Consider the following 24,791-nt stretch of genomic DNA (forward strand, 5'->3'; position numbering starts at 1 on the left):
TAGGGAATCTGATCAATTTAAAGCTCTGATAACAGTAGACGCAAAATTAGCAAGCAATTCCCATGGATTTTCGCTGCTGGGAGGCGACTCCAGTGGGATCCAGTGAGCAAAATGAGACTTCACAACGACGCCTAAGCGGCGGTGAAGGCTCATCGCTCACCCCACGGAAAGCGTCCGCCCAGCAGCGGAAATCCCAGCGGACACTCATTTTCAACCCACTATCACGCAGTATCCCTACAATGCTACGCAAGGTTGGATTAAGGACGACGACGCTGATTATCTAGCGAATTCTTTATTGCAGCGAAAACCATAGCGGTACAACTTTAATATGCACCAATTTTTAGAGGGCTTACTAAATAACCAGTTAGTATTTTATCTTAATTCGTTGAAGGAGCAAGTCGTGATGAGTTTAAAAGGTGTGGAGCTCCAAATTGCTATTCCGAAAACATTTGATGCTGGAAAAGTCGCAGAGCAAATGCAACAGCAAAGCGCAGTAAACCAAGCGAATGCACAAGCAGCTTCTGAGAGACAACTAGAAAAGAATAGAGAAACAGTACTAGAATCGAACAACACAACAGAAGCGAGTCTAGAGAACAAAGACAGAGAACAAGCAGAACAAGAACGAAAAAAACGCGAAAAAAAAGAACAAGAAATGAAACAGGCAAAACATCCTTTTAAAGGGAACTTTGTGGATTTTAGCGGATAGGAGCAGGCTATGACGTCTTTAATTCTAGTCATACTATTTTTACTTCAAATAATCAGTTTTTACTTCATCACTTTACTACATGCAAAACTTGCTAAATTTAACAATATGGAAAATAAACAAGCGCAAATCTTATCCGAAATCGAAGACTCTTTTAGTGCATATATAGCCGAGATCAAAGATGAAAATAATCGCCTTTTGCAAGAGTTAAATAACACCAATCCCGTGGTAGCGGCAACGACGGAGTTTGTAGAAGAAAAAGAAAAAGAAGTAGTTCCATCCACTTTTGACATACCAAAAACTTTTGTATCCAAACAACGTGTAGCCAATAGCTATAGTAAAACAGCAACGATAACAGAAAAAAAAGAACCTGTTTCGATAAAAGAAAAAGTTTTTTATTATGATAATGAGGGAAAAAGTATCGATGAAATTGCGAAAATGCTACAAATAGGCAAAACAGAAGTAGAGCTTTTCTTAAAGTTTAAACATTAAAATAGTTGAAAGTATGAAATATGTATGGTATATTACAATACGGTATGAATACACACGCAGTTCGGATGGACTTAGCAGGTGCTCTATTAATAGAGTAGCTAATGAAAAATGATGACTGCGGAAGACTAAACCAAACCAGGAGGAAATTATCATGTCAGTAATCTCAATGAAACAATTACTTGAAGCTGGTGTACACTTTGGACACCAAACTCGCCGTTGGAACCCAAAAATGAAGAAATACATTTTTGTTGAACGTAACGGTATCTACATCATCGATCTTCAAAAAACGGTGAAAAAATTAGAAGAAGCTTATAATTTCATGCGTCAAGTTGGTCAAGACGGTGGGAAAGTCCTATTCGTTGGAACTAAAAAACAAGCTCAAGAAGCTATTAAAGAAGAAGCTGAACGTTCAGGTAACTACTATATTAACCAACGTTGGTTAGGTGGTACTTTAACAAACTTCGGTACTATTCAAAAACGTGTAGCTCGTCTAAAAGCTATTGAAAAAATGGAAGAAGACGGCACATTTGATGTACTTCCTAAAAAAGAAGTAGTTCAACTTAAAAAAGAACACGAACGTCTTGTTAAATTCTTAGGCGGTATCCGTGATATGAAAGCTATTCCAGATGTAATGTTCGTAGTTGACCCACGCAAAGAGCGTATCGCTGTTGCGGAAGCACGTAAATTGAACATTCCATTAGTAGGAATCGTTGATACAAACTGTGATCCAGATGAAATCGACTATGTAATTCCTGCAAATGACGACGCAATTCGTGCAGTTAAATTATTAACAGCTAAAATGGCGGATGCATTACTTGAAGCTAGACAAGGTGAAGACGAAGAAGTAACTCCAGCTGAAGTTGCTGCTGAGTAAGACACATGTAATGAACAGGTGATAAGCGGCCAAACCACTTATCACCTTTTTTTGAGAAATTGAATTTATTCGTACTAGGAGGAATTTAAAATGGCAGTTACAGCACAAATGGTAAAAGAATTGCGTGAAAAAACTGGCGCAGGTATGATGGATTGTAAGAAAGCTTTAGTACAAACAGACGGTAATTTAGAAGCGGCAATCGACTTTTTACGTGAAAAAGGTCTTTCTTCTGCAGCTAAAAAAGCAGATCGTATCGCTGCTGAAGGTACTACTTTCATCCAAATCGAAGGAAATAAAGCTGTACTTTTAGAAATGAATGCAGAAACAGATTTCGTTGCGAAAAACGAAGCTTTCCAACAATTAGTTCAACAAGTTGCTACACATTTATTAGCTACTGAACCAGCTTCAGTTGAAGAAGCTTTAGCTTCAACACTTGAAGAAGGTGTTACAGTAGAAAACGCTATTTCAAATGCAGTTGCAAAAATCGGAGAAAAAATTACACTTCGTCGTTTTGTAATTGAAACGAAAACAGATGCTGATGCATTTGGTCCTTACCTACATATGGGTGGACGCATTGGTGTTCTAACTGTTCTTGAAGGTGCAACTAACGAGCAAGCAGCTAAAGACGTTGCAATGCACGTTGCAGCACTTAACCCTGCACACATCTCTCGTGACGCAGTATCTGCTGAAGAAGTAGAGCATGAGCGTAAAGTATTAACAGAACAAGCATTAAACGAAGGTAAACCTGAAAATATCGTTGCGAAAATGGTTGAAGGCCGTCTTGGTAAATATTTCGAAGAGGTTTGCTTATTAGACCAATCTTTCGTTAAAAACCCTGATCAAAAAGTAGGCGTTTTCGTTGAATCAACTGGTGGTAAACTAGTTTCATTCACTCGCTATGCGGTTGGAGAAGGTATCGAAAAACGTGAAGATAACTTCGCTGAAGAAGTAATGAGCCAAGTAAAAGGTAACTAATTTGACATGCAGAAAATACGACGAGTATTTTCCGCTAAATAGACAAAAACTCTAGGGAACACGCAATTAGTGTTCCCTATTTTTCAAGAAAAGAGATGGAGGATACCTATGAGCACACCACAATACAAAAGAATCGTTTTAAAATTGAGTGGCGAAGCATTAGCTGGAGAGCAAGGTTTCGGACTATCACCCGATATTATCAAGTCGGTAGCAGAGCAAGTGAAGGAAGTAGTGGAACTAGGCGTCGAAGTTGCCGTTGTAGTAGGTGGAGGTAACATTTGGCGAGGAAAAGTAGGAAGCGAAATGGGTATGGATCGTGCAACTGCAGATTATATGGGTATGCTTGCTACGGTTATGAATTCACTTGCGTTACAAGATTCACTTGAAAAATGCGGGATTGAAACTCGTGTTCAAACTTCCATCGAAATGCGTCAAGTTGCAGAGCCATACATACGAAGACGAGCAATTCGTCATTTAGAAAAAAAACGAGTAGTTATTTTTGCAGCTGGAACAGGGAACCCTTACTTCTCGACCGATACAACTGCCGCTTTACGTGCAGCAGAAATAGAAGCAGATGTAATATTAATGGCTAAAAATAATGTTGATGGTGTATATTCTGCAGATCCTAGGACCGATACTACAGCTATTAAATACGATGAGTTGTCATTTATCGAGGTAATCCAACAAGGTTTACAGGTGATGGATTCTACTGCATCTACATTATGTATGGACAATGACATTGCGCTTATTGTATTCTCAATAATGGAAAATGGAAATATTAAAAAGGCTGTGCTAGGGGAAACGATTGGTACAGTCGTTAGGAGGAATTCATAATGCCGAAACAAGTAATTGAGCAAACGAAAGATAAAATGGCAAAAACGATTCAAGTTTATACGAGAGAGCTTGCGTCTATTCGAGCTGGTCGTGCAAATGCATCTTTGCTTGACAAAATTTCAATCGATTATTATGGTGCTCCAACACCAATTAATCAAATGGCAGGTATTTCGACTCCAGAGGCTCGGTTAATCACGATTCAACCTTATGACAAATCAGTTCTTGGGGATATTGAAAAGGCAATTTTAAAGTCAGATATAGGTATTACACCTACTAATGACGGTTCTTTAATTCGTCTAGCGATTCCTGCTCTTACGGAAGAACGCCGTAAAGAATTAGTGAAACAAGTGAAAAAAGAAGCGGAAGAAGCAAAAGTTAATATTCGTAATGTTCGCCGTGATGGTAACGATGATCTTAAAAAGCTTGAAAAAGCTGGAGATATTACAGAAGATGATTTAAGAAACTATACAGAAGAAATTCAAAAATTAACAGATGCAAATATTGAAAAAATCGATGCAGTTACGAAAGATAAAGAAAAAGAAATCTTGGAAGTGTAACTTAATCCAGTAATGATTCCAAATGATTGTTTGAACTTTTTGTTTGGAAAAGGCGTCCTTTTAGTGGGACGCCTTTTTATATTGAGATATATTTGATATGATAGGTCATATATGTTCCTAGTTAGTAAGGTGGGGGTTTCAATATGTTAAAAAAGCTTATCCGTAAAAATGAACGATCGATAAGTATTCCTTTAGAGAAACGAAAAGAAAATGCCCAACAAGAACAATTACCAAGCCATATAGCGATTATTATGGACGGAAATGGTAGATGGGCGAATAAGAGGGCACTACCCCGCGTAGCTGGTCATCACGAAGGCATGAAGACTGTTAAGAAAATAACTAGGTTTGCGAATAAAGTTGGTATAAAAGAGTTAACTTTATACGCTTTTTCTACGGAAAATTGGAAAAGGCCTAAAGTAGAAGTAGAATTTTTAATGCGATTGCCAGAAGAATTTTTAAGTACGTATTTACCAGAGTTAATTGAGCAAAATGTTCAAGTACGAATGATGGGTAATATACAATCATTGCCTGAGCATACGAAAAGAGCAGTAAAAAAAGCAATGGATCAAACTGCTAATAATGATGGCTTAATATTAAACTTTGCTTTGAATTATGGGAGTAGAGATGAAATCGTTCAAGCTGTCGGTCAAATTGCGCATGAAGTACAAGAAGGAAATATTACAGTAGAAGAGATTTCAGAGGAATTAATAAGCAATCACTTGATGACGAAACATTTAAGTGATCCAGATTTACTCATTCGTACAAGTGGAGAAGTGCGTTTAAGTAATTTTATGCTATGGCAGCTTGCTTATACGGAATTTTGGTTTACAGACACTTTATGGCCTGATTTTGATGAATCGTGTTTGATGGATGCGATTGAAAATTATCAAAAAAGAAATAGGAGATATGGTGGGTTGAAGGAGGGGGAAGGGAATTGAAGGTACGGATTATTACGGCAGTTATTGCAGCTGCATTTTTTCTTCCGATTGTTTGGTTAGGTGGACCTATTTTTACTGCACTTATATATATAATGGCTGCAATAGGAGTTTATGAGCTACTACGAATGAAAGACTTACCAATATTTTCATTTGCAGGGGCTATCTCTTTGCTCCTCTTATTTGTGCTTTTATTGCCATCATCGATCGCGGATATCGTATTTGAGGTAACAGGTCATTCAAAAATCGAATGGGTTTTTGTCGTTGTTTTTTTGCTACTAATTTATACTGTACTTGTGAAGAACCGATTTACGTTTGACGATGCCGCTTTTATGTTGTTAGGTACTTTGTATGTAGGAATCGGATTTCACTACTTTATTGAAACAAGAGATGCAGGGTTAACCTATTTAATATTTGCACTAATTGTTGTTTGGGCAACAGATTCCGGTGCATATTTTACAGGTAGAAAAATTGGAAAGCGTAAATTATGGCCAGAAATCTCACCAAATAAAACGGTAGAAGGGTTTATCGGGGGTATAGTTTGGGCATTAATAGCAGCATTTATCATTCACTTTATAAGTCCACTTACGAACTCGTACCTCATATTAATCGGAATTACGATTGCTGCCTCTATTTTTGGGCAATTAGGTGATTTGGTAGAGTCTGCGATTAAAAGGCATTATAATGTAAAAGATTCTGGTAAGATTTTACCCGGTCACGGCGGTATATTAGATCGCTTTGACAGCCTTCTTTTTGTCTTGCCATTATTACACTTTTTACATTTCATCTAAGGAGACATAATTTCATGCAAAAAAGAATAAGTTTATTAGGGGCAACTGGTTCTATTGGTATTCAAACATTAGATATTATAAGAGAACATCCGGAACATTTTCAGTTGGTTGCATTTTCGGTAGGAAAAAACATCGAAGTAACGAGAAAAATCATTAAGGAATTTCCAGTGCAATTAGTTTCCGTTATAGCAGAAGAAGATGCACGGCAATTACAAAAAGAATTCTCACACGTAGAATTTGTTTACGGGGGGGGAGGATTAGTACAAGTTGCTGCCCATACAAATGCCGATGTTTTAGTCAATGCTGTGCTTGGAAGTGTTGGATTGAATCCGACGCTCGAGGCGATAAAAAAAGGAATTACGATTGCCATCGCCAATAAGGAAACGCTTGTTACAGCTGGTCATCTTGTTATGCAAGCTGCAAAAGAATATAATGTGCCAATTTTACCTGTAGATAGTGAACATTCTGCTCTTTTTCAAGCAATGAATGGAGAAAAAAATACAGAAATCAATAAGTTAATCATTACAGCTTCTGGTGGTAGTTTCCGAGATCGTACGAGAGATGAGCTAAAAAACGTTACGGTAAAAGACGCCTTAAATCATCCTAACTGGTCAATGGGATCTAAAATTACGATAGATTCGGCTACGATGATGAATAAAGGATTAGAAGTAATTGAAGCACGTGTCCTTTTTGATATATCGTACGACGATATTGAAGTATTGTTACATAGAGAAAGTATTATTCATTCCATGGTTGAATTTCAAGATACGAGTGTAATCGCTCAACTAGGAACTCCGGATATGAGAGTTCCAATTCAGTATGCATTGTCTTATCCAGATAGACTATCGCGTCCTCAAGCCAAGCGATTGAATTTAGCTGAAATCGGTAAATTGCATTTTGAAGAAATGGATTATAAGCGTTACTATGCATTGAAGCTAGCGATTGATGCAGGACGAGCAGCTGGCACGATGACGACTGTATTAAATGCGGCAAATGAAGCGGCAGTTGCGTTGTTTTTACAAGAGAAAATTGGCTTTTTAACAATTGATGAACTAATTGAACGGGCAATGGATGCACATGTGAACATTTCAAGTCCAGATTTAGAAACAATCTTACATGTAGACGCTGAAACGAGAAAAACCGTGCAAAACATGATAAAATAATGCAAGACAAGCTGGAACATGATAAAGGTGGGGTATAATGGAAACAGCCATTGCGTTTATAATAATTTTTGGAAGTATCGTATTTTTCCATGAGCTAGGGCATTTTATTTTTGCGAAAAAAGCGGGAATTATGGTGCGAGAGTTTGCGATTGGGATGGGTCCGAAAATTTTTGCTATGACTAAAGGCGAAACGCTCTATACGTTAAGACTATTACCAATAGGTGGGTATGTGCGGATGGCAGGGGAAGAAATGGACTCTGTCGAACTACAACCTGGGTTTAGACTAGGAATTCGGGTAAACGATGCCAATGAAATCGATCAAATCGTTCTCAATCAAAACAAGCAATTTCCGGATATGCTTTTTTTAGAAGTAGAGAAATCGGATTTGATGAAGGAAATGTTCATTGAAGGCTATGACGAAGAGGAACGATTAGTTAGATACAAAGTAGCTAGAAATGCTAAGATCAATGAGAATGGCAAGGAAACGTTCATTGCTCCATATGATCGCCAATTTGGATCCAAAACAGTTGGACAAAGATCAATGGCTATTTTTGCAGGACCACTTTTTAACTTCATATTAGCATTTTTCATCTTTTTATTGCTTGGTTTATTTCAAGGGGTTCCGACATACGAACCTGTTATTACAACCGTAGTAGCAGATAGTCCTGCAGCACAAGCGGGGATGAAAGATGGAGATTTAGTAACAGCGATTAATGGAAACTCGATTTCTACATGGGATGAGTTTTCAGAAGAAGTAAAAGTAAGTCCAAATGAGAATATGAACTTCACGATTGATCGAAATGGCGAGACATTAGAATTGTCCATGACGCCGAATGAAGTTGTAGTGGGCAAAGAAACAGTTGGACAAATTGGTGTTCAATATATTAGTCCATTAGAAAAAAGTCCATTGAAAGCTATACCGTATGGTGCGGAGCAAACGTATGAAACGACTAAACGAATATTTACTTTATTAGGTACTTTAATTACAGGCAATTTCTCAATCGATGACTTATCAGGTCCGGTTGGAATTTATAAAGCAACAGAAGAAGTTGCTCAATACGGCGTGTTTAACTTAATGTACTGGGCAGCATTACTAAGCATTAACTTAGGAATTATGAACTTGTTGCCACTTCCTGCACTGGATGGTGGTCGATTATTATTTTTCTTATTTGAAGCCATTCGAGGCAAACCAATTGATAAGCAAAAAGAAGGAATGGTTCACTTTGTCGGAATCATGCTTCTAATGGTATTAATGGTAGTTGTAACTTGGAATGATATACAACGGTTCTTCTTTTAAAGAAGAACTTAAAGAAGGGAAAGTTCGCGCCAATGAACTTTCCTTTCTTTTTTCAGTTAAAGGTTATGAAGGAGGGAATCGCTATTATGCAAGATGGTAAAATGAGAATGTACTTATTGTTGCAACAACTTGAGTTAACAGAGGATTCTTTCGTCAAGTATTTCGAACATGCATCCATCACAAGATTTACAGTGCATAAAAAAATTAGACAATGGCAATTTCAAATCCAATTACCGGCTATTTTGCCGATCGATGTATACACTATTTTACAAACTCGTATGCAAGAAAAATTTGCAGGTATAGCGAACGTTTCATTATCGATTAAGTGTGAAAATGCAAGCGTAACGGACGAGTTAATAAAACAATATTGGACGAACGTATTAAAAGAATTAAGTGATATGTCACCGCCACTTAAAGATTGCTTGCAAAAGCAACAACCAGAGTGGAATGGGCAAATGATTCAACTAACAAGTGGGAACGAGTTAGAACTTCTCACATTTAAAAAGAAATATATGGAGTTACTCGCTAACGTTTATGAAGGTTTTGGCTTTCCAAAAGTGGCTATCGATTTTCGGTTAGTAGAAAACACAGAAGCAATAGCGGAAGCACAAATGGCATTTTTGGAGCAGCGACGAATAGAAGAAGAAGAACTTGGAAAAAAAGCATTATTAGACTTACAAAACAGAGAACAAAATCGTCAAGAAGCTGGGGACGATGTAGCAGATGGACCTTTCCAACTCGGAATACCGCTTAAGAAAGAGGAGCCAATTTTAGAAATACGAACGATACAAGACGAAGAGAGAAGAGTGACGATTGAAGGTTTTGTATTTGACGTAGAAGTGAAAGAACTACGAAGTGGAAGATCGCTTCTAACAGCGAAAGTAACGGATTATACAGATTCTATTCTTGTCAAAATGTTCTCTAGAGACAAAGAAGATGCACAAATGATGCAACGCCTTCAAAAAGGTATGTGGATAAAAGTAAGAGGTTCCGTACAAAATGATACATTCGTTCGAGATCTCATCATTATGGCGCAAGATATGTCAGAAATAAATCCCGTACTTCGTTTTGATACTGCTAAAGAAAAACGAGTAGAATTACATATGCACTCTCCAATGAGTCAAATGGACGCAGTATCCTCTGTGTCATCCGTTGTATCTCAAGCAGCAAAATGGGGACATAAGGCGATTGCTATTACGGACCATGCCAATGTGCAATCGTTCCCTGAAGCGTACGCAGCTGGTAAAAAGAATGGCATTAAAATTCTATATGGTCTAGAAGCTAATCTAGTGCATGACGGCGTTCCGATTGCTTATGACGAACAACATACACGACTCGAAGATGCCACTTATATTGTGTTTGACGTGGAAACAACAGGTTTATCGGCAACTTACGATAAAATAATTGAGCTAGCTGCAGTCAAGATGAAAAATGGTAATATTATCGATAAATTTGAACGATTTGCTAACCCTCACCATGCTCTTTCTGCGACAACTATTGAACTAACCGGTATTACCGATGATATGGTACAAAATGCTCCAGAAATTGAAGATGTGATTAAGGATTTTTATGAATTCATTGGTGATGGCATAATTGTTGCTCATAATGCATCCTTTGATATGGGCTTTTTATATGAAGGCTATCGACGATGTGGCATCGATCATTTTACCCATCCTGTTATTGATACTTTGGAGCTTGCGAGATTTTTACATCCGGAGCTTAAAACGCATCGACTAGGGTCTCTTGCTAAGAAATTTAACATCGAGTTAACACAAGCCCACCGAGCAATATTTGACTGTGAAGCAACGGGGTATTTACTGCTTCATTTACTCAAAGAAGCAGAAGAAAAAAATATTGAATATCACGATGATTTCAATAAACATATTGGACAAGGCGATTCGTATAAACGAGCGAGACCATCCCACTGTACAATTTTAGCAGTCAATGATGAAGGGCTTAAAAACTTATTTAAGCTAGTTTCTCTATCCCATATTACAACGTTTTATCGGGTCCCACGAATTAAGCGATCTGTATTGCAAAAGCATCGTGCAGGTTTAATAATTGGTTCAGGGTGTGATAAAGGGGAAGTTTTTGAGGGACTTATGCAAAAACCTCTAGAACAAGTAGAAGAAATCGCTAAGTTCTATGATTATTTAGAGATACATCCGAAAGAAGTGTATTCTCATTTACTTGAGCTAGAGTTAGTGCGTGATGAATGGAATTTAGAAGATATTATTCGCAAAATGATCAAACTAGGGAAAAAGCTCAATCTTCCTGTAGTCGCAACGGGAAATGTACATTATTTACATGAGAATGATGCGATTTTCAGAAAGATATTAGTGAACTCTCAAGGTGGAGCAAATCCGCTAAACCGTCATGAGTTACCTAAAGTGCATTTCCGTACGACAAACGAGATGCTCGATGCATTTTCATTCCTTGGGGAAGAATTGGCGACAGAAATTGTGATAACGAACCCGAACAAAATTGCGGATTCCATTGAGGACATTAAACCGATTAAAGATGATTTATATACGCCTAAAATTGAAGGCGCAGATGAAGAAGTTAGATCGCTCACGTATTCGAAAGCAAAAGAAATATACGGAGAAGAACTGCCTGAAATAGTAGAAGCTCGTATAGAGAAAGAGTTAACCTCGATAATTGGGCATGGATTTGCGGTTATTTATTTAATTTCACATAAATTAGTGAAAAAATCGCTTGATGATGGTTACTTGGTTGGTTCTCGTGGTTCAGTTGGATCTTCATTAGTCGCAACCTTGACCGAAATTACGGAAGTAAATCCATTGCCACCACATTACGTTTGCCCGAACTGTCAGCATTCGGAATTTTTTCTGGACGGTTCAGTTGGTTCCGGGTTTGATTTACCTAATAAGTCTTGCGAAAAATGCGACACTCCTTATGTGAAAGATGGACAAGATATACCGTTTGAAACATTCCTAGGATTTAAAGGAGATAAAGTTCCAGATATTGACTTGAATTTCAGTGGTGAATATCAACCGGTAGCGCATAACTATACAAAAGAGCTTTTCGGGGAAGAATATGTATTCAGAGCAGGTACAATTGGAACAGTTGCCGAAAAAACAGCTTATGGATATGTCCGAGGCTATATGAATGATAATAATTTAACGTTGCGTGGAGCAGAGATTGATCGATTAGTGCAAGGATGTACAGGAGTAAAACGTACGACTGGTCAGCATCCAGGAGGAATTATCGTAGTTCCAGATTATATGGATATTTTTGATTTCTCTCCGATTCAATTCCCAGCAGATGCGCAAGATTCTGAATGGAAAACGACACACTTTGACTTCCATTCCATCCACGATAATTTATTGAAACTTGATATACTTGGACACGATGATCCGACGGTTATTCGCATGCTCCAAGATTTGTCCGGAATTGATCCGAAAACGATTCCTACGGATGATCCAGAAGTCATGAAAATATTCAGTGGAACGGAATCATTAGGTGTTACAGAAGAGCAAATAGATTGTAAAACAGGAACACTTGGGATTCCGGAGTTTGGAACACGATTCGTTCGCCAAATGTTAGAAGAAACGAAACCATCGACGTTTTCCGAACTTGTGCAAATATCGGGTCTTTCTCATGGAACTGACGTATGGCTTGGAAATGCACAAGAGCTTATCCAAGATGGAACATGTCAATTATCCGACGTTATTGGTTGTCGTGATGACATTATGGTTTATTTAATCTATCAAGGTTTAGATCCTTCATTAGCATTTAAAATTATGGAATCCGTCCGAAAAGGGAAAGGGTTAACTCCAGAGTTTGAATCTGAAATGAAAGCAAAAGGTGTAGCCAATTGGTATATCGAATCATGTAAAAAGATCAAGTACATGTTCCCTAAAGCCCATGCCGCTGCATACGTGTTAATGGCAGTTCGTATTGCATATTTCAAAGTACATTTTCCAATACTATACTATGCAGCATACTTTACTGTTCGAGCATCTGACTTTGACTTAATATCTATGGTGAATGGATCGCACACAATGCGAGCAAAATTAGATGAAATAAATGCAAAAGGATTGGACGCTGCTCCTAAAGAAAAAAGTTTGTTGACTGTTCTAGAAATTGCACTTGAAATGTCAGAACGTGGTATTAAAATGCAAAAAGTAGATTTGTACAAATCAAAAGCAACAGAATTTATTATTGAAGGAAATACACTGATTCCTCCTTTTAATGCGATTCCTGGACTAGGAACGAACGTTGCGATTCAAATTACAAAAGCGAGACTAGATGGCTTATTTTTATCGAAAGAGGATTTACAACAAAGAGGAAGAGTTTCGAAAACAATTATCGAATATATGGATGCAATGGGTTGTTTAGAAGGCCTTCCGGAAGCCAATCAGTTATCGTTGTTTTAGCATGTAGTTTGCATGAAGACCATAAGTATGGTAATATAAAACTACCAATGTTTCATAGTTCTGTGACGAAAGAGTGGGATTTCCCGCTCTTTTCTGTTGTTATATAGAAAATCATGGTTGTGTAGGAGGCTTATATGAGTAATATTACCAGCGAAATTGAGAACCTTGTAACGCCTATTTTACAAGAGTTGAACTTAGAGCTTATTGACATTGAATTTGTAAAAGAAGGTCGCGATTGGTTTTTACGAATCTATATTGATACACCGACTGGTGGTATAGATATTGAACAATGTGCTCAAGTTAGTGAAAAACTAAGCGAAAAATTAGACGTGATCGACCCGGTTAAGGAAAACTATTTCTTAGAAGTTTCCTCACCAGGAGCAGAGCGTCCATTGAAAAAAGATGCTGATTTCATAGCAGCAGTTGGAAAGTATGTTTTCATTAAAACGTATGAACCAATAAATGGTGCAAAAGAATTTGAAGGGACATTGCTTTCCTTTTCAGTAGAAGAAGGCGCATTGATAGAAGTTCGTGTGAAAACAAGAAGAGTTAAAATTCAAATTGATAAAGAGAAAATTGCGCTTGCTCGTTTAGCAATCGATTTCTCTGCATAATGTATATTGAGGAGTGATGGCTATGAGTAGTGATTTATTAGATGCGCTAACTGCGCTCGAAAAACAAAAAGGAATTTCTAGAGATGTATTAATCGAAGCAATCGAAGCAGCATTAGTAACTGCTTATAAACGAAATTTTAACCAAGCGCAAAATGTGCGAGTGGATATTAATCTGGCAGTTGGAACTATGCTCGTTTATTCTCGTAAAGATGTAGTGGAAGAAGTAACAGATGATCGATTACAAATTTCGTTAGAAGATGCACGAGCGATCAATCCACATTATGTGGTAGGAGATGTCGTGGAAGAAGAAGTAACCCCACGTAATTTCGGTCGTATTGCCGCACAAACTGCGAAACAAGTCGTGACACAACGCGTACGGGAAGCAGAACGCGGACTTATCTATGAAGAGTATGTAGATCGTGAAGACGATATTGTTAGTGGAATCGTTGAGCGTTTAGATGCACGTAATATTTACGTTGGCTTAGGGAAAGTAGAGGCAGTACTTCCTGCGAATGAACAAATCCAAACGGAAACGTATCGTCCACATGATCGTATTAAAGTGTATATTACAAAAGTAGAACGTACTTCTAGAGGACCTCAAGTGTTTGTTTCTAGAACACATCCTGGCTTCCTTCGCCGTTTGTTTGAAATGGAAGTTCCTGAGATTTTTGAAGGAATCGTGGAGATAAAATCGATTGCCCGTGAAGCAGGAGACCGTTCCAAAATCTCCGTTTATGCGCATAACGAAGAAATCGATCCAGTAGGTTCTTGTGTTGGGGCAAAGGGTGCCCGTGTACAAACGATTGTAAATGAGTTAAATGGAGAGAAAATTGACATAGTTGAATGGTCAGAAGATCCAGTCGTTTTCGTCGCAAATGCACTGAGTCCTTCCAAAGTATTAGATGTTCAAGTAAACGAAGAAGAAAAGTCTACTACGGTAGTAGTTCCAGATTATCAACTTTCACTTGCAATTGGGAAAAGAGGGCAAAATGCAAGACTTGCTGCTAAACTGACTGGTTGGAAAATTGATATTAAAAGTGAAACAGATGCAAGAGAACTAGGGATTTATCCGAATGAAAACTCCCCAGAAGTTATTATCGAGAACATGGATGACGAACTGGATGATTTCGATTTTTATAAAGACGAAGAGTAAGAATAAGCAAGGATGGTGAGCTTGTATGGCGATTCAAAAGAAAATACCATTACGTAAATGTGTTGCTACTGGCGAAATGTTGCCGAAAAAGGAAATGATTCGCATCGTTCGGTCAAAAGAAGGCGAAGTATCGGTTGATATAACTGGGAAAAAATCAGGTCGTGGCGCATACGTATCTAAAACGATCGAAGCTGTAAACCAAGCGAAAAAGAAAAATTCACTAGGCAATCATTTAGAAGCTTCAATTCCAAATGAAATATATGATGAACTTATCGTCATTATTGAGAGAGAAAAACTAAAATGACCATAGAACAGCAAATTACCCAACTACTTGGACTTGCAACTCGAGCAAGAAAAACTATTTCTGGTGAAGAGTTAGTCGTTAAAGAAATAAGAAGCAAAAAAGCAAAGCTAGTAGTTTTAGCATCGGATGCTTCTGATAATACTGCAAAAAAACTGAATGATAAATGTGCATCTTTTAACGTTGAGCTGCATGTCTTTGGAGACCGGCACGATCTCGGACATGCGACGGGAAAAGAGGCCAGGGTGGCAATAGCCATTATGGATGACGGTTTCGCTAAAAAACTGTCCGGCCTTCTCAACGAATATAACCGGGGGTGAGCTAATGACTAAAATCAGAGTTCATGAATACGCGAAACAAATAGATAAATCGAGTAAAGAAGTTATTGAGCAACTAGGAAAACTTAATATTCAAGTATCAAATCATATGGCAATGCTTGAAGGAGATGCTGTTCAAAAATTGGATAGTGTTTATAAAAAGACTTCCGCTAAACCAGCTCAAAATCAATCACAAGCAAAACCAGCTAGTCAGTCACAATCAAGACCTGCTAGTCAATCACAATCAAGGCCAGCAAATCAGTCGCAATCAAGACCTGCTAGTCAATCTCAATCAAGACCAGCAAATCAATCGCAAGCAAAACCGACTCAAACTAGTACAAACCAAGGAACAAATAATCAATCAAAAGATAAAAAACCTTTTAATAATAACAATAATCGCCCAGGCGGAAATAACCGACCAGGCGGCCAAAATAGACCGGGTGGACAAAATAGACCTGGACAAAAATTCCAAAAGCGAAGAAAAGGTCCAACTACACCTGTTCAACCGCCAGTACCGAGAAAAGAAAGAGAACTTCCTGAAAAAATTACATTTACTGAGTCATTAACAGTAATGGAGTTAGGAAAAAAACTTGGTCGTGAACCAGCAGAAATTATTAAAAAACTATTTTTACTTGGGGTAATGGCAACGATAAACCAAGAACTGGATAAGGATGCAATTGAGTTAATTTGTGCAGACTACGGAGTAGAAGTAGAAGAAGAAATTAAAATCGATATTACCGATTTAGAAGTACATTTCGAATCTACCGAAGAAGACTCAGCTAACTTAACAGAACGTCCACCAGTTGTTACAATTATGGGACATGTTGACCACGGGAAAACAACTCTACTAGACTCGATCCGTCATACGAAAGTTACGGCTGGAGAAGCTGGTGGTATTACACAACATATTGGTGCTTACCAAGTAGTGGAAAACGGTAAAAAGGTTACATTCCTAGATACGCCTGGACATGCTGCGTTTACTACAATGCGTGCTCGCGGTGCGAAAATTACGGATATTACCATTCTTGTAGTTGCTGCCGATGATGGTGTTATGCCACAAACAGTTGAAGCGATTAACCATGCGAAAGCTGCAGAAGTACCAATCATCGTTGCAGTTAACAAAATGGATAAACCAGCTGCAAATCCAGACCGTGTGATGCAAGAACTAACTGAACATGGTTTAGTTCCAGAAGCATGGGGCGGGGAAACTATTTTCGTACCAATTTCTGCATTAAAAGGAGAAGGTATTGATAGCCTCCTGGAAATGGTATTGTTAGTATCGGAAGTTGGAGAACTAAAAGCTAATCCAAAACGTCTTGCATTAGGTTCTGTAATTGAAGCTCAACTAGATAAAGGTAGAGGATCAGTTGCAACACTACTCGTTCAAGACGGAACGCTTAATGTTGGAGATCCTATTGTTGTAGGTCATGCATACGGTCGCGTACGTGCAATGGTGAATGATTTAGGTCGTCGTGTAAAATCAGCAGGCCCATCAACACCTGTAGAGATTACAGGGTTAAATGAAGTACCACAGGCGGGAGACCGTTTTGTCGTGTTTGAAGATGAAAAAACTGCTCGACAAGTTGGGGAAACACGTGCTTCCCATGCACAAGTTAACCAACGTTCTGAAAAGACTCGTGTGACATTAGACAATTTATTTGATCAAATGAAACAAGGGGAAATGAAAGAGCTTAACTTAATCGTAAAAGCAGACGTACAAGGTACGGTTGAAGCAATGGCTGCTTCTCTTATGAAAATTGAAGTAGAAGGTGTAAATGTTCGAATCATTCACACAGGTGCTGGAGCGATCACCGAATCAGATATTACACTTGCTGCTGCATCAAACGCAATCGTCATCGGATTTAATGTACGCCCTGATACGAATGCGAAACGTGCAGCGGATGAAGAAGGCGTAGATATCCGTCTACACCGCGTAATTTATAAAGTAATCGAAGAGATTGAATTTGCGATGAAAGGATTACTTGATCCTGAATTCCAAGAAAAAATTATTGGGCAAGCAGAAGTTCGTGAAACGTTTAAAGTTTCAAAAGTTGGAACGATTGCTGGTTCATACGTGATCGAAGGTAAAATTTCGAGAGATAGTGGTGTTCGTATTATCCGTGATTCCATCGTTATTTTTGAAGGCGAATTAGATACACTAAAACGTTTCAAAGATGACGCAAAAGAAGTAGCAAAAGGATATGAATGTGGTATTACGATTAAAAACTTCAATGATATAAAAGAAGGCGACATTATCGAAGCCTATATTATGGAAGAGATTAAACGAAAATGATCGTATATGCAGAGTGTGAATTCCTCATTCCTACTGCACATTCATTAAAAGAAAAACGAGCTGTTCTGCAACGAATGCTCACTCGCACGAAACAAAAATTTAATGTTTCTATTTCGGAATTAGCTCATCAAGATGTATGGCAGCGGACGACTATTGGTATCGTGTCCGTTGCTTCACAAAAGGATGCAGCAGAACGTGAGCTTACTCACGCTATTCGTTATTTAGAATCGTATCCGGAATGGGAATGCATCGAAATTAGAAAAGAACATTTATGATAGAAAATGAGGTGTAGCCATCATGTCGATGCGCGCTAACCGAGTTGCTGAACAAATGAAAAAAGAGTTAGGCGAAATTATTGGCCGAAAGTTAAAAGATCCTCGTATCGGTTTTGTTACAGTAACGGATGTTGCAGTAACAGGTGATTTACAGCAAGCGACGATTTATATAACTGTCCTTGATGGAAATCGTCAAGATACGTTAAAAGCTTTAGAAAAAGCAAAAGGATTTATCCGTTCGGAAATCGGACAACGTATTAGATTACGTATAACGCCTGAACTATTATTTGAATTTGATGAATCTGCAGCTTATGGTAATCGAATAGATGATTTACTAAGACAGATTAATAAATCATCTGAAGAGTAAAACAAACAAAGAAGTCTGCTTAAAATAATGAGCAGACTTCTTTGTTGTATCTTATGAAATTAGGGGTGAACTATATGTACGAAGGTATACTTCCATTGTGGAAAGAAAAAGGAATGACTTCGCACGACTGCGTGTTTAAACTACGCAAAATATTAAAAATGAAACGAATTGGTCATACAGGTACATTAGATCCAAGTGTAGAAGGTGTTCTACCCATTTGTTTAGGGCAGGCAACAAAAGTATCCGAATATATTATGAACGAAGGTAAGACATACATTGCAACCGTTTCTATAGGCTCATCTACTTCAACCGAAGATGCAGACGGCGAAGTGATCGAACAAGACAACACAGAAAAACATTTATCTCGGGCTCAAATTTTAGAAGTACTTAAAGAATTAACCGGTGAAATAACGCAAACTCCACCAATGTTTTCTGCTGTAAAAGTAAATGGGAAAAAACTATATGAATATGCAAGAGAAGGAAAAGAAGTAGAACGTCCTAGTCGAAAAGTAATTATTTATAAACTGATTCTACTTGATGAACAGGAAGATTTCTCTGGTGAAAATGTACAATTTAAGATTGAAATAGGATGTAGTAAAGGGACGTATATTCGAACACTTGCTGTCCAAATTGGAGAGTTACTTGGATACCCTGCCCATATGTCTTCATTAGTACGAACAACTTCAGGAAACTTTACAAAAGACCAATGCTTAACTCTCCAAGAAGTCCAACAAGCAGTTGAAAATCTGCAGTTAAATAACACCATTTTACCGTTAAAAGAAGCGCTCAGGTCTTGGCCATCGATTGAAATAACAGAAGAAACTAAAAAGAGTATTACAAACGGTCAAGTAGTAGAATCCCATCCATTATTAGAAATGAATGATAAAATTATTTACACATCTCATTCCAACCCGATTGCTATTTATATTAAACATCCAACAAAAGATGGTATGATGAAACCAGAAAAAATGTTTTCGGCAGAAAAAGGAGATTAATATGAAAGTCTATCATTTATCTTATCCAAATCATTTATATGAAAATGAAAACAATGAGCCGTATGCTTTAGCTATCGGCTTCTTCGATGGAGTACATGCTGGTCATCAAGCAGTTATCCAGGAAGCTCTAAATAAAGGAAAAGAACAAAACATGAAAACTGCAGTCATGACTTTTGACCCTCATCCATCATTAGTTCTTGGTGGTAGAAAAGAACAAATATTTTATATAACACCGCTTGAACAAAAAATAGAAATATTGAAAGAGTTGCAAGTAGATGCTGTTTTCGTTGTGCGTTTTACATCTGATTTTGCAAAACTCACTCCTTCACAATTCATCGAATCGTTTATTAAAAAAGCAAATGTGAAGCATGTTACAGCAGGTTTTGATTTTACATTTGGAGCATTTGGGAAAGGAACGATGGAAGACATGGAGCAACTTTCGGAAGGAAAATATACCGTTTCTGTTGTCGGAAAACAAGAATTATCCGGAGATAAAATAAGTTCTACTAGAATAAGAGAAGAGTTAAAAGCAGGAAATATGGAAAAAGTAAAAGAATTACTAGGACGGCCTTTTTTGTTATCGGGTGTTGTTGTTCATGGAGATAAACGAGGTAGAACGATAAACTTCCCGACCGCGAATATACAACCGACTGAAGGTCAATACACCCCTGCAACTGGAGTGTATGCGGTGAAAATTCGCGTACAAGAACAATGGTATAACGGGGTTTGTAATGTTGGATTTAAGCCGACGTTTAATAATCCAGATGAAAAAAAGCTATCTATTGAAGTACATATTGTTAATTTTGATCAATCTATTTACGGGGAAGAAGTTATTGTACATTGGTATAAACGAATTCGTTCTGAACAAAAGTTTAATGGAATAGAAGCATTAAAAGAGCAAATTACGAAAGATAAATTAGTAGCAATCAATTATTTCAAACAAGCATAATTTGTTGCTACGTATACAATAATATGTTATTCTGTAAAAGTACAAAATTGTACTAAACCTTTCCTTGGCTTTTTCGATTCTCCAACGATTGCTCAGGAACAGGGGATACTATGAATTTTAGGAGGAAACAAACATGGCAATTACACAAGAACGCAAAAATGAATTAATCGCTGAGTTCAGAACACACGAAAGCGATACTGGATCTGCAGATATTCAAATCGCAATCCTTACAGAAGAAATTAATTCTTTAAACGAACATTTACGTACACACAAGAAAGATCACCACTCACGTCGTGGTCTATTCAAAATGGTTGGACGTCGCCGTAACTTGTTAAAATACTTACGTGAAAACGAAGTACAACGTTACCGTGATCTAATCGCAAAACTTGGTTTACGTCGATAAGAGACTACTTAGGAAAGCGGGATTTATCCCGCTTTTTCTTTTGCGTAAAATACTTCGCATAGTTTTGGTTTTTTTGATACACTACTTATGATACATATAACTTTTATATACATTTATTATGAAGTTTTTGAAGTTGAGAGGAGTTTTGATTAAATGAGTGAAAAGAAAGTATTTACGTACGAATGGGCGGGTCGCCCGTTGCAAGTAGAAATTGGACAACTTGCAAAGCAAGCAAATGGAGCAGTATTAGTTAGATACGGGGATACAAGTGTATTATCTGTTGCAACTGCTTCCAAACAACCGAAAAACTTAGATTTCTTCCCACTAACAGTGAATTATGAAGAAAAGTTATACGCGGTTGGTAAAATTCCTGGTGGATTTATTAAACGAGAAGGACGTCCATCTGAAAGAGCGATTTTAACTAGTCGTTTAATCGACCGTCCGATTCGTCCATTATTTCCAGACGGATTCCGAAATGAAGTACAGGTAATCTCTATCGTTATGTCTGTTGATCAAAATTGTTCATCTGAGATGGCAGCAATGTTAGGTTCTTCTTTGGCACTTAGCGTGTCAGACATTCCATTTGACGGACCAATTGCTGGAGTTCAAGTTGGTTTAATTGGTGACGAATTCATCATTAACCCAACAGTTGAACAAATGGAAAAGAGCACACTTGATTTAACCGTTGCTGGAACAAAAGATGCGATTAATATGGTAGAAGCTGGAGCAAAAGAAGTTTCGGAAGAAATCGTATTAGAAGCAATTATGTTCGGTCATAGTGAAATCATTAAATTGATTGAGTTCCAAGAGCAAGTAGTTGCTGAAATTGGAAAAGAGAAAAAAGAAATTCCTCTTTTTGAACTAGATAAAGAACTTTTTGAAGAAGTAAAAGGCATTTGCGAAACAAAACTTGTACAAGCTATTCAAGTACAAGAAAAACATGCTCGTGAAGATGCTATTACGGTAGTAAAAAATGAGGTTTTAGAACAATATACAGAAAAAGAAGCGGACGAAGTAACATTAAAACAAGTTCGTGAAATTTTAGATGCAATGGTGAAAGAAGAAGTTCGCCGTTTAATCACAGAAGAGAAAGTTCGTCCAGATGGTCGTGGTGTAGCGGAGATTCGCCCACTTTCTTCAGAAGTTGGCATTTTACCTAGAACGCATGGTTCCGGTTTATTTACGCGTGGACAAACACAAGCTTTAAGTATTTGTACTTTAGGGCCACTAGGCGATGTACAAATTATTGATGGTCTTGGTTTAGAGGAAACAAAACGTTTTATGCATCACTATAATTTCCCTCAGTTTAGTGTTGGGGAAACAGGCCCAATCCGTGCTCCTGGTCGTCGTGAAATTGGACATGGTGCCCTTGGTGAGCGTGCATTAGAAGCAGTAATTCCAGATGAAACTGATTTCCCATACACACTTCGTTTAGTAGCAGAAGTATTAGAATCGAATGGTTCTACGTCTCAAGCAAGTATTTGTGCTTCGACACTTGCAATGATGGATGCCGGTGTACCGCTAAAAGCACCAGTTGCTGGTATTGCAATGGGATTAGTTAAAAAAGGCGAACATTACACGATTTTAACCGATATTCAAGGGATGGAAGATCATCTTGGAGATATGGACTTTAAAGTTGCTGGTACAGCTAAAGGAATTACAGCACTTCAAATGGATATTAAAATCGATGGATTATCTAAAGCCATTTTAGAAGAAGCGTTAGAACAAGCGAAAATTGGTCGTATGCAAATTTTAGAAAGTATGCTTGCAACGATTAACCAACCGCGTGAAAAATTATCGAAATACGCACCGAAAATTAGTATGATCAAAATTAATCCAGACAAAATCCGCGATGTAATTGGACCTGGTGGTAAACAGATCAATAAAATCATTGATGAAACTGGTGTAAAAATTGATACCGAGCAAGATGGTACAATTTATATTGCATCTCCAGACGAAGAAATGATTGCACGTGCGAAACAAATTATTGAAGATATCGTTCGCGTAGCTCAAGTCGGCGAATATTATTTAGGAAAAGTAAAACGAATTGAAAAATTCGGTGCTTTTGTCGAAATATTCAACGGGAAAGATGGTCTCCTACACATTTCAGAAATCCAAGAAGAACGTACGAAAAATGTAGAAGACGTGCTTAAACTTGGAGATGAGCTTTTAGTGAAAGTTATCGAAATTGACAATCAAGGTCGCGTAAACTTATCTCGCAAAATCGTATTAAAAGAAGAAAAAGAGCGCGAAGAACAAAAAGAACAGCAATAAAAAAATAGTTTATTGTAGCAAATTAGGTTGACCGTAGGCATATAATAACTACGGCAACTTTTTTTAATTGATTCATCAAGGGCTAACCCTTGGTGAATCAATTAAAAGCCTCCGGCGGATGTCACAGATTTTGAAAGGAGTTAATTGAGCAAGCTCAATTCAAAATCTGGACGCAAATACGCCAAGTCGTATTTGATAATATTCATTAATATCCTACATAAATAACTTAGACAGAGGTGCAATATTGATAAAGAAAATTACATGTAATAACGGGCTTCGTATTGTTTCAGAGCATATTCCTCATGTGCGTTCCGTAGCGGTTGGAATATGGGTGCAAGCTGGATCTAGATATGAACTCCCAGAAGAGAATGGGTTAACACATTTTATTGAACATATGTTGTTTAAAGGGACAGGTAAAAGAACAGCAAAGCAAATTGCAGAGGAATTTGATCGCATAGGTGGAAATATTAATGCGTTTACATCGAAAGAAAATACTTGTTATTACGCAAAAGTATTAGATCATCATGCATCGCATGCAGTGGAAATACTTGCAGACATGTTCTTCCATTCCGTATTTGACCCAATCGAAATTGAAAAAGAAAGACAAGTCGTTTTAGAAGAAATAAATATGGTAGAAGACACTCCAGATGATATTGTCCATGAATATTTATGGAGAGAAATGTATGAAGATCACCCTTTAGGTGCACCTATTTTAGGAACAGAAGAAACGCTGAATAGCTTTACAAAAGATATGATTTTATCCTATATGGAAAAGCATTATATACCTGAAAATGTCGTTATTTCCGTAGCTGGTAATATCCCAGAAGGGCTTACCGCTTATATTGAATCTTTGTTTGGTAATTTCACGTATACGAAATCACAAGATAGTTCTGCATTCGCTACTCCAGTGATGAAACCCATTTATACAGAAAATAGTAGGGAAACAGAACAAGCGCATCTATGTTTAGCCTATCCTGGTTTAGCAGTAAAGGCTGATAATATTTATAGTTTAGTCATTTTAAATAATATTTTAGGTGGAAGTATGTCATCTAGATTATTCCAAGATATTCGAGAAGACAAAGGGCTTGCCTACTCTATTTACTCTTATCACTCTTCTTATGAAGATACAGGGATACTTGCCATTTATGGAGGTACTTCTAGCAAACAATTAAATGAATTACAGTCATCTATTACTAATACAATTCAAACGATTATCCAAAATGGATTTACAGAAACCGAAGTTGCTAATGCAAAAGAGCAAATGAAAGGGAATTTATTATTAGGTTTAGAAAGTACGAATGCACGGATGAGTCGCAATGGTAAAAATGAATTATTATATGGAAAACATCGTTCACTAGACGAAGTGAGTGAAACAATAGATGAAGTAACGCTAGTGTCTGTCATGGATTTAGCAAAAGAAATCTTTTCACATAAACCTGCAATATCGATTATTATGCCAAAAAACGCCGATCATTGATGATTGGCGTTTTTTGGCATAGTTTTCATATGATTCGATTCGCTTTATAGGGATACTGCGACGTAAAAAAGCGTTATAAGGTGACCGCTATGATTTTCGCTGTAGTCGAACGCTTTCCTCCGGGTGAGCGATGAGCCACCCCCGCCGCTTAGGCGTCGTAGGGATGTCTCATTTGCTCACTCATCCGGCAGGAGTCGTCGACTTCAGCGAAAATCAATGGTAAAGACTAACTTATCAGAATCTAATATGAAAAATAAATGGTTGAACTAGATACTATTCCCTTTGAACGCGACAAACCGGTCTAACAAATACTAGACTGGCGAGATCTACGAGCTTTAAGACATATTATTCC

At 37.6% G+C, this 24,791-nt stretch carries 23 protein-coding genes; all 23 read left to right on the forward strand.

Going from position 1 to position 24,791, the window contains the following annotated elements:
- Nucleotides 1–403 precede the first annotated feature (403 nt).
- The 23 genes from FG383_RS18110 (at nucleotide 404) to FG383_RS18220 (ending at nucleotide 24,439) form a co-directional block, all read left to right on the forward strand.
- A complete protein-coding gene (locus tag FG383_RS18110; RefSeq protein WP_142608810.1) occupies nucleotides 404–706 on the forward strand; it encodes an RNA polymerase subunit sigma in 303 nt (100 codons plus the stop codon).
- Nucleotides 707–715: 9 nt separating this feature from the next.
- The gene (locus FG383_RS18115; protein ID WP_142608811.1) at nucleotides 716–1,195 is read left to right on the forward strand and encodes a DUF6115 domain-containing protein; all 480 of its coding nucleotides are present in this window, start codon (nucleotides 716–718) and stop codon (nucleotides 1,193–1,195) included.
- 151 nt (nucleotides 1,196–1,346) lie between these two features.
- Nucleotides 1,347–2,069, forward strand: a complete 723-nt coding sequence (gene rpsB, locus FG383_RS18120) for a 30S ribosomal protein S2 (RefSeq protein WP_142608812.1) — start codon at nucleotides 1,347–1,349, stop codon at nucleotides 2,067–2,069.
- Nucleotides 2,070–2,159: 90 nt separating this feature from the next.
- Nucleotides 2,160–3,044 (forward strand): translation elongation factor Ts, encoded by an 885-nt coding sequence (gene tsf, locus FG383_RS18125; RefSeq protein WP_142608813.1) that lies wholly within the window; start codon nucleotides 2,160–2,162, stop codon nucleotides 3,042–3,044.
- Between the two features lie 108 nt (nucleotides 3,045–3,152).
- The gene (gene pyrH, locus FG383_RS18130; RefSeq protein WP_142608814.1) at nucleotides 3,153–3,878 is read left to right on the forward strand and encodes a UMP kinase; all 726 of its coding nucleotides are present in this window, start codon (nucleotides 3,153–3,155) and stop codon (nucleotides 3,876–3,878) included.
- Nucleotides 3,878–4,435, forward strand: a complete 558-nt coding sequence (gene frr, locus FG383_RS18135; protein WP_142608815.1) for a ribosome recycling factor — start codon at nucleotides 3,878–3,880, stop codon at nucleotides 4,433–4,435. The genes pyrH and frr overlap by 1 nt, the downstream gene beginning before the upstream one ends.
- Before the next feature lie 143 nt (nucleotides 4,436–4,578).
- Nucleotides 4,579–5,373, forward strand: coding sequence for an undecaprenyl pyrophosphate synthase (locus FG383_RS18140; protein WP_142608816.1), 795 nt, complete (start codon nucleotides 4,579–4,581; stop codon nucleotides 5,371–5,373).
- A complete protein-coding gene (locus tag FG383_RS18145; protein WP_142608817.1) occupies nucleotides 5,370–6,161 on the forward strand; it encodes a phosphatidate cytidylyltransferase in 792 nt (263 codons plus the stop codon). The genes FG383_RS18140 and FG383_RS18145 overlap by 4 nt, the downstream gene beginning before the upstream one ends.
- Before the next feature lie 14 nt (nucleotides 6,162–6,175).
- Entirely contained in the window at nucleotides 6,176–7,324 is a 1,149-nt protein-coding gene (locus FG383_RS18150) for a 1-deoxy-D-xylulose-5-phosphate reductoisomerase (protein ID WP_142608818.1), read from the forward strand.
- A gap of 37 nt (nucleotides 7,325–7,361) precedes the next feature.
- Nucleotides 7,362–8,621, forward strand: a complete 1,260-nt coding sequence (gene rseP, locus FG383_RS18155; RefSeq protein ID WP_142608819.1) for an RIP metalloprotease RseP — start codon at nucleotides 7,362–7,364, stop codon at nucleotides 8,619–8,621.
- A gap of 86 nt (nucleotides 8,622–8,707) precedes the next feature.
- Nucleotides 8,708–13,021: a PolC-type DNA polymerase III gene (locus FG383_RS18160; RefSeq protein ID WP_425467665.1), complete on the forward strand. Its 4,314-nt coding sequence runs from the start codon at nucleotides 8,708–8,710 to the stop codon at nucleotides 13,019–13,021.
- A 134-nt stretch (nucleotides 13,022–13,155) separates the two neighbouring features.
- On the forward strand, nucleotides 13,156–13,635 hold the full coding sequence (rimP, locus tag FG383_RS18165) for a ribosome maturation factor RimP (protein ID WP_142608820.1): 480 nt from the start codon (nucleotides 13,156–13,158) through the stop codon (nucleotides 13,633–13,635).
- Between the two features lie 22 nt (nucleotides 13,636–13,657).
- On the forward strand, nucleotides 13,658–14,788 hold the full coding sequence (gene nusA / locus FG383_RS18170) for a transcription termination factor NusA (RefSeq protein WP_142608821.1): 1,131 nt from the start codon (nucleotides 13,658–13,660) through the stop codon (nucleotides 14,786–14,788).
- Between the two features lie 25 nt (nucleotides 14,789–14,813).
- Nucleotides 14,814–15,092 (forward strand): RNase P modulator RnpM, encoded by a 279-nt coding sequence (rnpM, locus tag FG383_RS18175; protein ID WP_142608822.1) that lies wholly within the window; start codon nucleotides 14,814–14,816, stop codon nucleotides 15,090–15,092.
- Nucleotides 15,089–15,409, forward strand: a complete 321-nt coding sequence (locus FG383_RS18180; protein ID WP_142608823.1) for a YlxQ family RNA-binding protein — start codon at nucleotides 15,089–15,091, stop codon at nucleotides 15,407–15,409. Before rnpM ends, FG383_RS18180 begins: the two co-directional genes overlap by 4 nt.
- Before the next feature lie 4 nt (nucleotides 15,410–15,413).
- Complete coding sequence (infB, locus tag FG383_RS18185; protein ID WP_142608824.1) at nucleotides 15,414–17,699, forward strand: translation initiation factor IF-2; 2,286 nt, start codon at nucleotides 15,414–15,416, stop codon at nucleotides 17,697–17,699.
- A complete protein-coding gene (locus FG383_RS18190; protein ID WP_142608825.1) occupies nucleotides 17,696–17,974 on the forward strand; it encodes a DUF503 domain-containing protein in 279 nt (92 codons plus the stop codon). Before infB ends, FG383_RS18190 begins: the two co-directional genes overlap by 4 nt.
- A gap of 22 nt (nucleotides 17,975–17,996) precedes the next feature.
- Nucleotides 17,997–18,341, forward strand: a complete 345-nt coding sequence (gene rbfA, locus FG383_RS18195; RefSeq protein WP_142608826.1) for a 30S ribosome-binding factor RbfA — start codon at nucleotides 17,997–17,999, stop codon at nucleotides 18,339–18,341.
- A gap of 74 nt (nucleotides 18,342–18,415) precedes the next feature.
- Nucleotides 18,416–19,336 (forward strand): tRNA pseudouridine(55) synthase TruB, encoded by a 921-nt coding sequence (truB, locus tag FG383_RS18200; RefSeq protein ID WP_142608827.1) that lies wholly within the window; start codon nucleotides 18,416–18,418, stop codon nucleotides 19,334–19,336.
- 1 nt (nucleotide 19,337) lies between these two features.
- Nucleotides 19,338–20,285, forward strand: a complete 948-nt coding sequence (gene ribF / locus FG383_RS18205; protein WP_142608828.1) for a riboflavin biosynthesis protein RibF — start codon at nucleotides 19,338–19,340, stop codon at nucleotides 20,283–20,285.
- A 133-nt stretch (nucleotides 20,286–20,418) separates the two neighbouring features.
- Complete coding sequence (rpsO, locus tag FG383_RS18210; RefSeq protein WP_142608829.1) at nucleotides 20,419–20,688, forward strand: 30S ribosomal protein S15; 270 nt, start codon at nucleotides 20,419–20,421, stop codon at nucleotides 20,686–20,688.
- Nucleotides 20,689–20,841: 153 nt separating this feature from the next.
- Complete coding sequence (pnp, locus tag FG383_RS18215; protein ID WP_142608830.1) at nucleotides 20,842–22,962, forward strand: polyribonucleotide nucleotidyltransferase; 2,121 nt, start codon at nucleotides 20,842–20,844, stop codon at nucleotides 22,960–22,962.
- A gap of 244 nt (nucleotides 22,963–23,206) precedes the next feature.
- Nucleotides 23,207–24,439, forward strand: coding sequence for a M16 family metallopeptidase (locus FG383_RS18220; RefSeq protein WP_142608831.1), 1,233 nt, complete (start codon nucleotides 23,207–23,209; stop codon nucleotides 24,437–24,439).
- Nucleotides 24,440–24,791 lie beyond the last annotated feature (352 nt).

The organism is Psychrobacillus soli, from assembly GCF_006861775.1.
In the GTDB taxonomy this organism is placed as follows: domain Bacteria; phylum Bacillota; class Bacilli; order Bacillales_A; family Planococcaceae; genus Psychrobacillus; species Psychrobacillus soli.

Excerpts from the sequence above, each read along its gene's own strand:
- FG383_RS18110 (WP_142608810.1), top strand. The coding sequence starts at position 404 with ATGAGTTTAAAAGGTGTGGAGCTCCAAATTGCTATTCCGAAAACATTT.
- FG383_RS18115 (WP_142608811.1), top strand. The coding sequence starts at position 716 with ATGACGTCTTTAATTCTAGTCATACTATTTTTACTTCAAATAATCAGT.
- rpsB (WP_142608812.1), top strand. The coding sequence starts at position 1,347 with ATGTCAGTAATCTCAATGAAACAATTACTTGAAGCTGGTGTACACTTT.
- tsf (WP_142608813.1), top strand. The coding sequence starts at position 2,160 with ATGGCAGTTACAGCACAAATGGTAAAAGAATTGCGTGAAAAAACTGGC.
- pyrH (WP_142608814.1), top strand. The coding sequence starts at position 3,153 with ATGAGCACACCACAATACAAAAGAATCGTTTTAAAATTGAGTGGCGAA.
- frr (WP_142608815.1), top strand. The coding sequence starts at position 3,878 with ATGCCGAAACAAGTAATTGAGCAAACGAAAGATAAAATGGCAAAAACG.
- FG383_RS18140 (WP_142608816.1), top strand. The coding sequence starts at position 4,579 with ATGTTAAAAAAGCTTATCCGTAAAAATGAACGATCGATAAGTATTCCT.
- FG383_RS18150 (WP_142608818.1), top strand. The coding sequence starts at position 6,176 with ATGCAAAAAAGAATAAGTTTATTAGGGGCAACTGGTTCTATTGGTATT.
- rseP (WP_142608819.1), top strand. The coding sequence starts at position 7,362 with ATGGAAACAGCCATTGCGTTTATAATAATTTTTGGAAGTATCGTATTT.
- FG383_RS18160 (WP_425467665.1), top strand. The coding sequence starts at position 8,708 with ATGCAAGATGGTAAAATGAGAATGTACTTATTGTTGCAACAACTTGAG.
- rimP (WP_142608820.1), top strand. The coding sequence starts at position 13,156 with ATGAGTAATATTACCAGCGAAATTGAGAACCTTGTAACGCCTATTTTA.
- nusA (WP_142608821.1), top strand. The coding sequence starts at position 13,658 with ATGAGTAGTGATTTATTAGATGCGCTAACTGCGCTCGAAAAACAAAAA.
- rnpM (WP_142608822.1), top strand. The coding sequence starts at position 14,814 with ATGGCGATTCAAAAGAAAATACCATTACGTAAATGTGTTGCTACTGGC.
- FG383_RS18180 (WP_142608823.1), top strand. The coding sequence starts at position 15,089 with ATGACCATAGAACAGCAAATTACCCAACTACTTGGACTTGCAACTCGA.
- infB (WP_142608824.1), top strand. The coding sequence starts at position 15,414 with ATGACTAAAATCAGAGTTCATGAATACGCGAAACAAATAGATAAATCG.
- FG383_RS18190 (WP_142608825.1), top strand. The coding sequence starts at position 17,696 with ATGATCGTATATGCAGAGTGTGAATTCCTCATTCCTACTGCACATTCA.
- rbfA (WP_142608826.1), top strand. The coding sequence starts at position 17,997 with ATGTCGATGCGCGCTAACCGAGTTGCTGAACAAATGAAAAAAGAGTTA.
- truB (WP_142608827.1), top strand. The coding sequence starts at position 18,416 with ATGTACGAAGGTATACTTCCATTGTGGAAAGAAAAAGGAATGACTTCG.
- ribF (WP_142608828.1), top strand. The coding sequence starts at position 19,338 with ATGAAAGTCTATCATTTATCTTATCCAAATCATTTATATGAAAATGAA.
- rpsO (WP_142608829.1), top strand. The coding sequence starts at position 20,419 with ATGGCAATTACACAAGAACGCAAAAATGAATTAATCGCTGAGTTCAGA.
- pnp (WP_142608830.1), top strand. The coding sequence starts at position 20,842 with ATGAGTGAAAAGAAAGTATTTACGTACGAATGGGCGGGTCGCCCGTTG.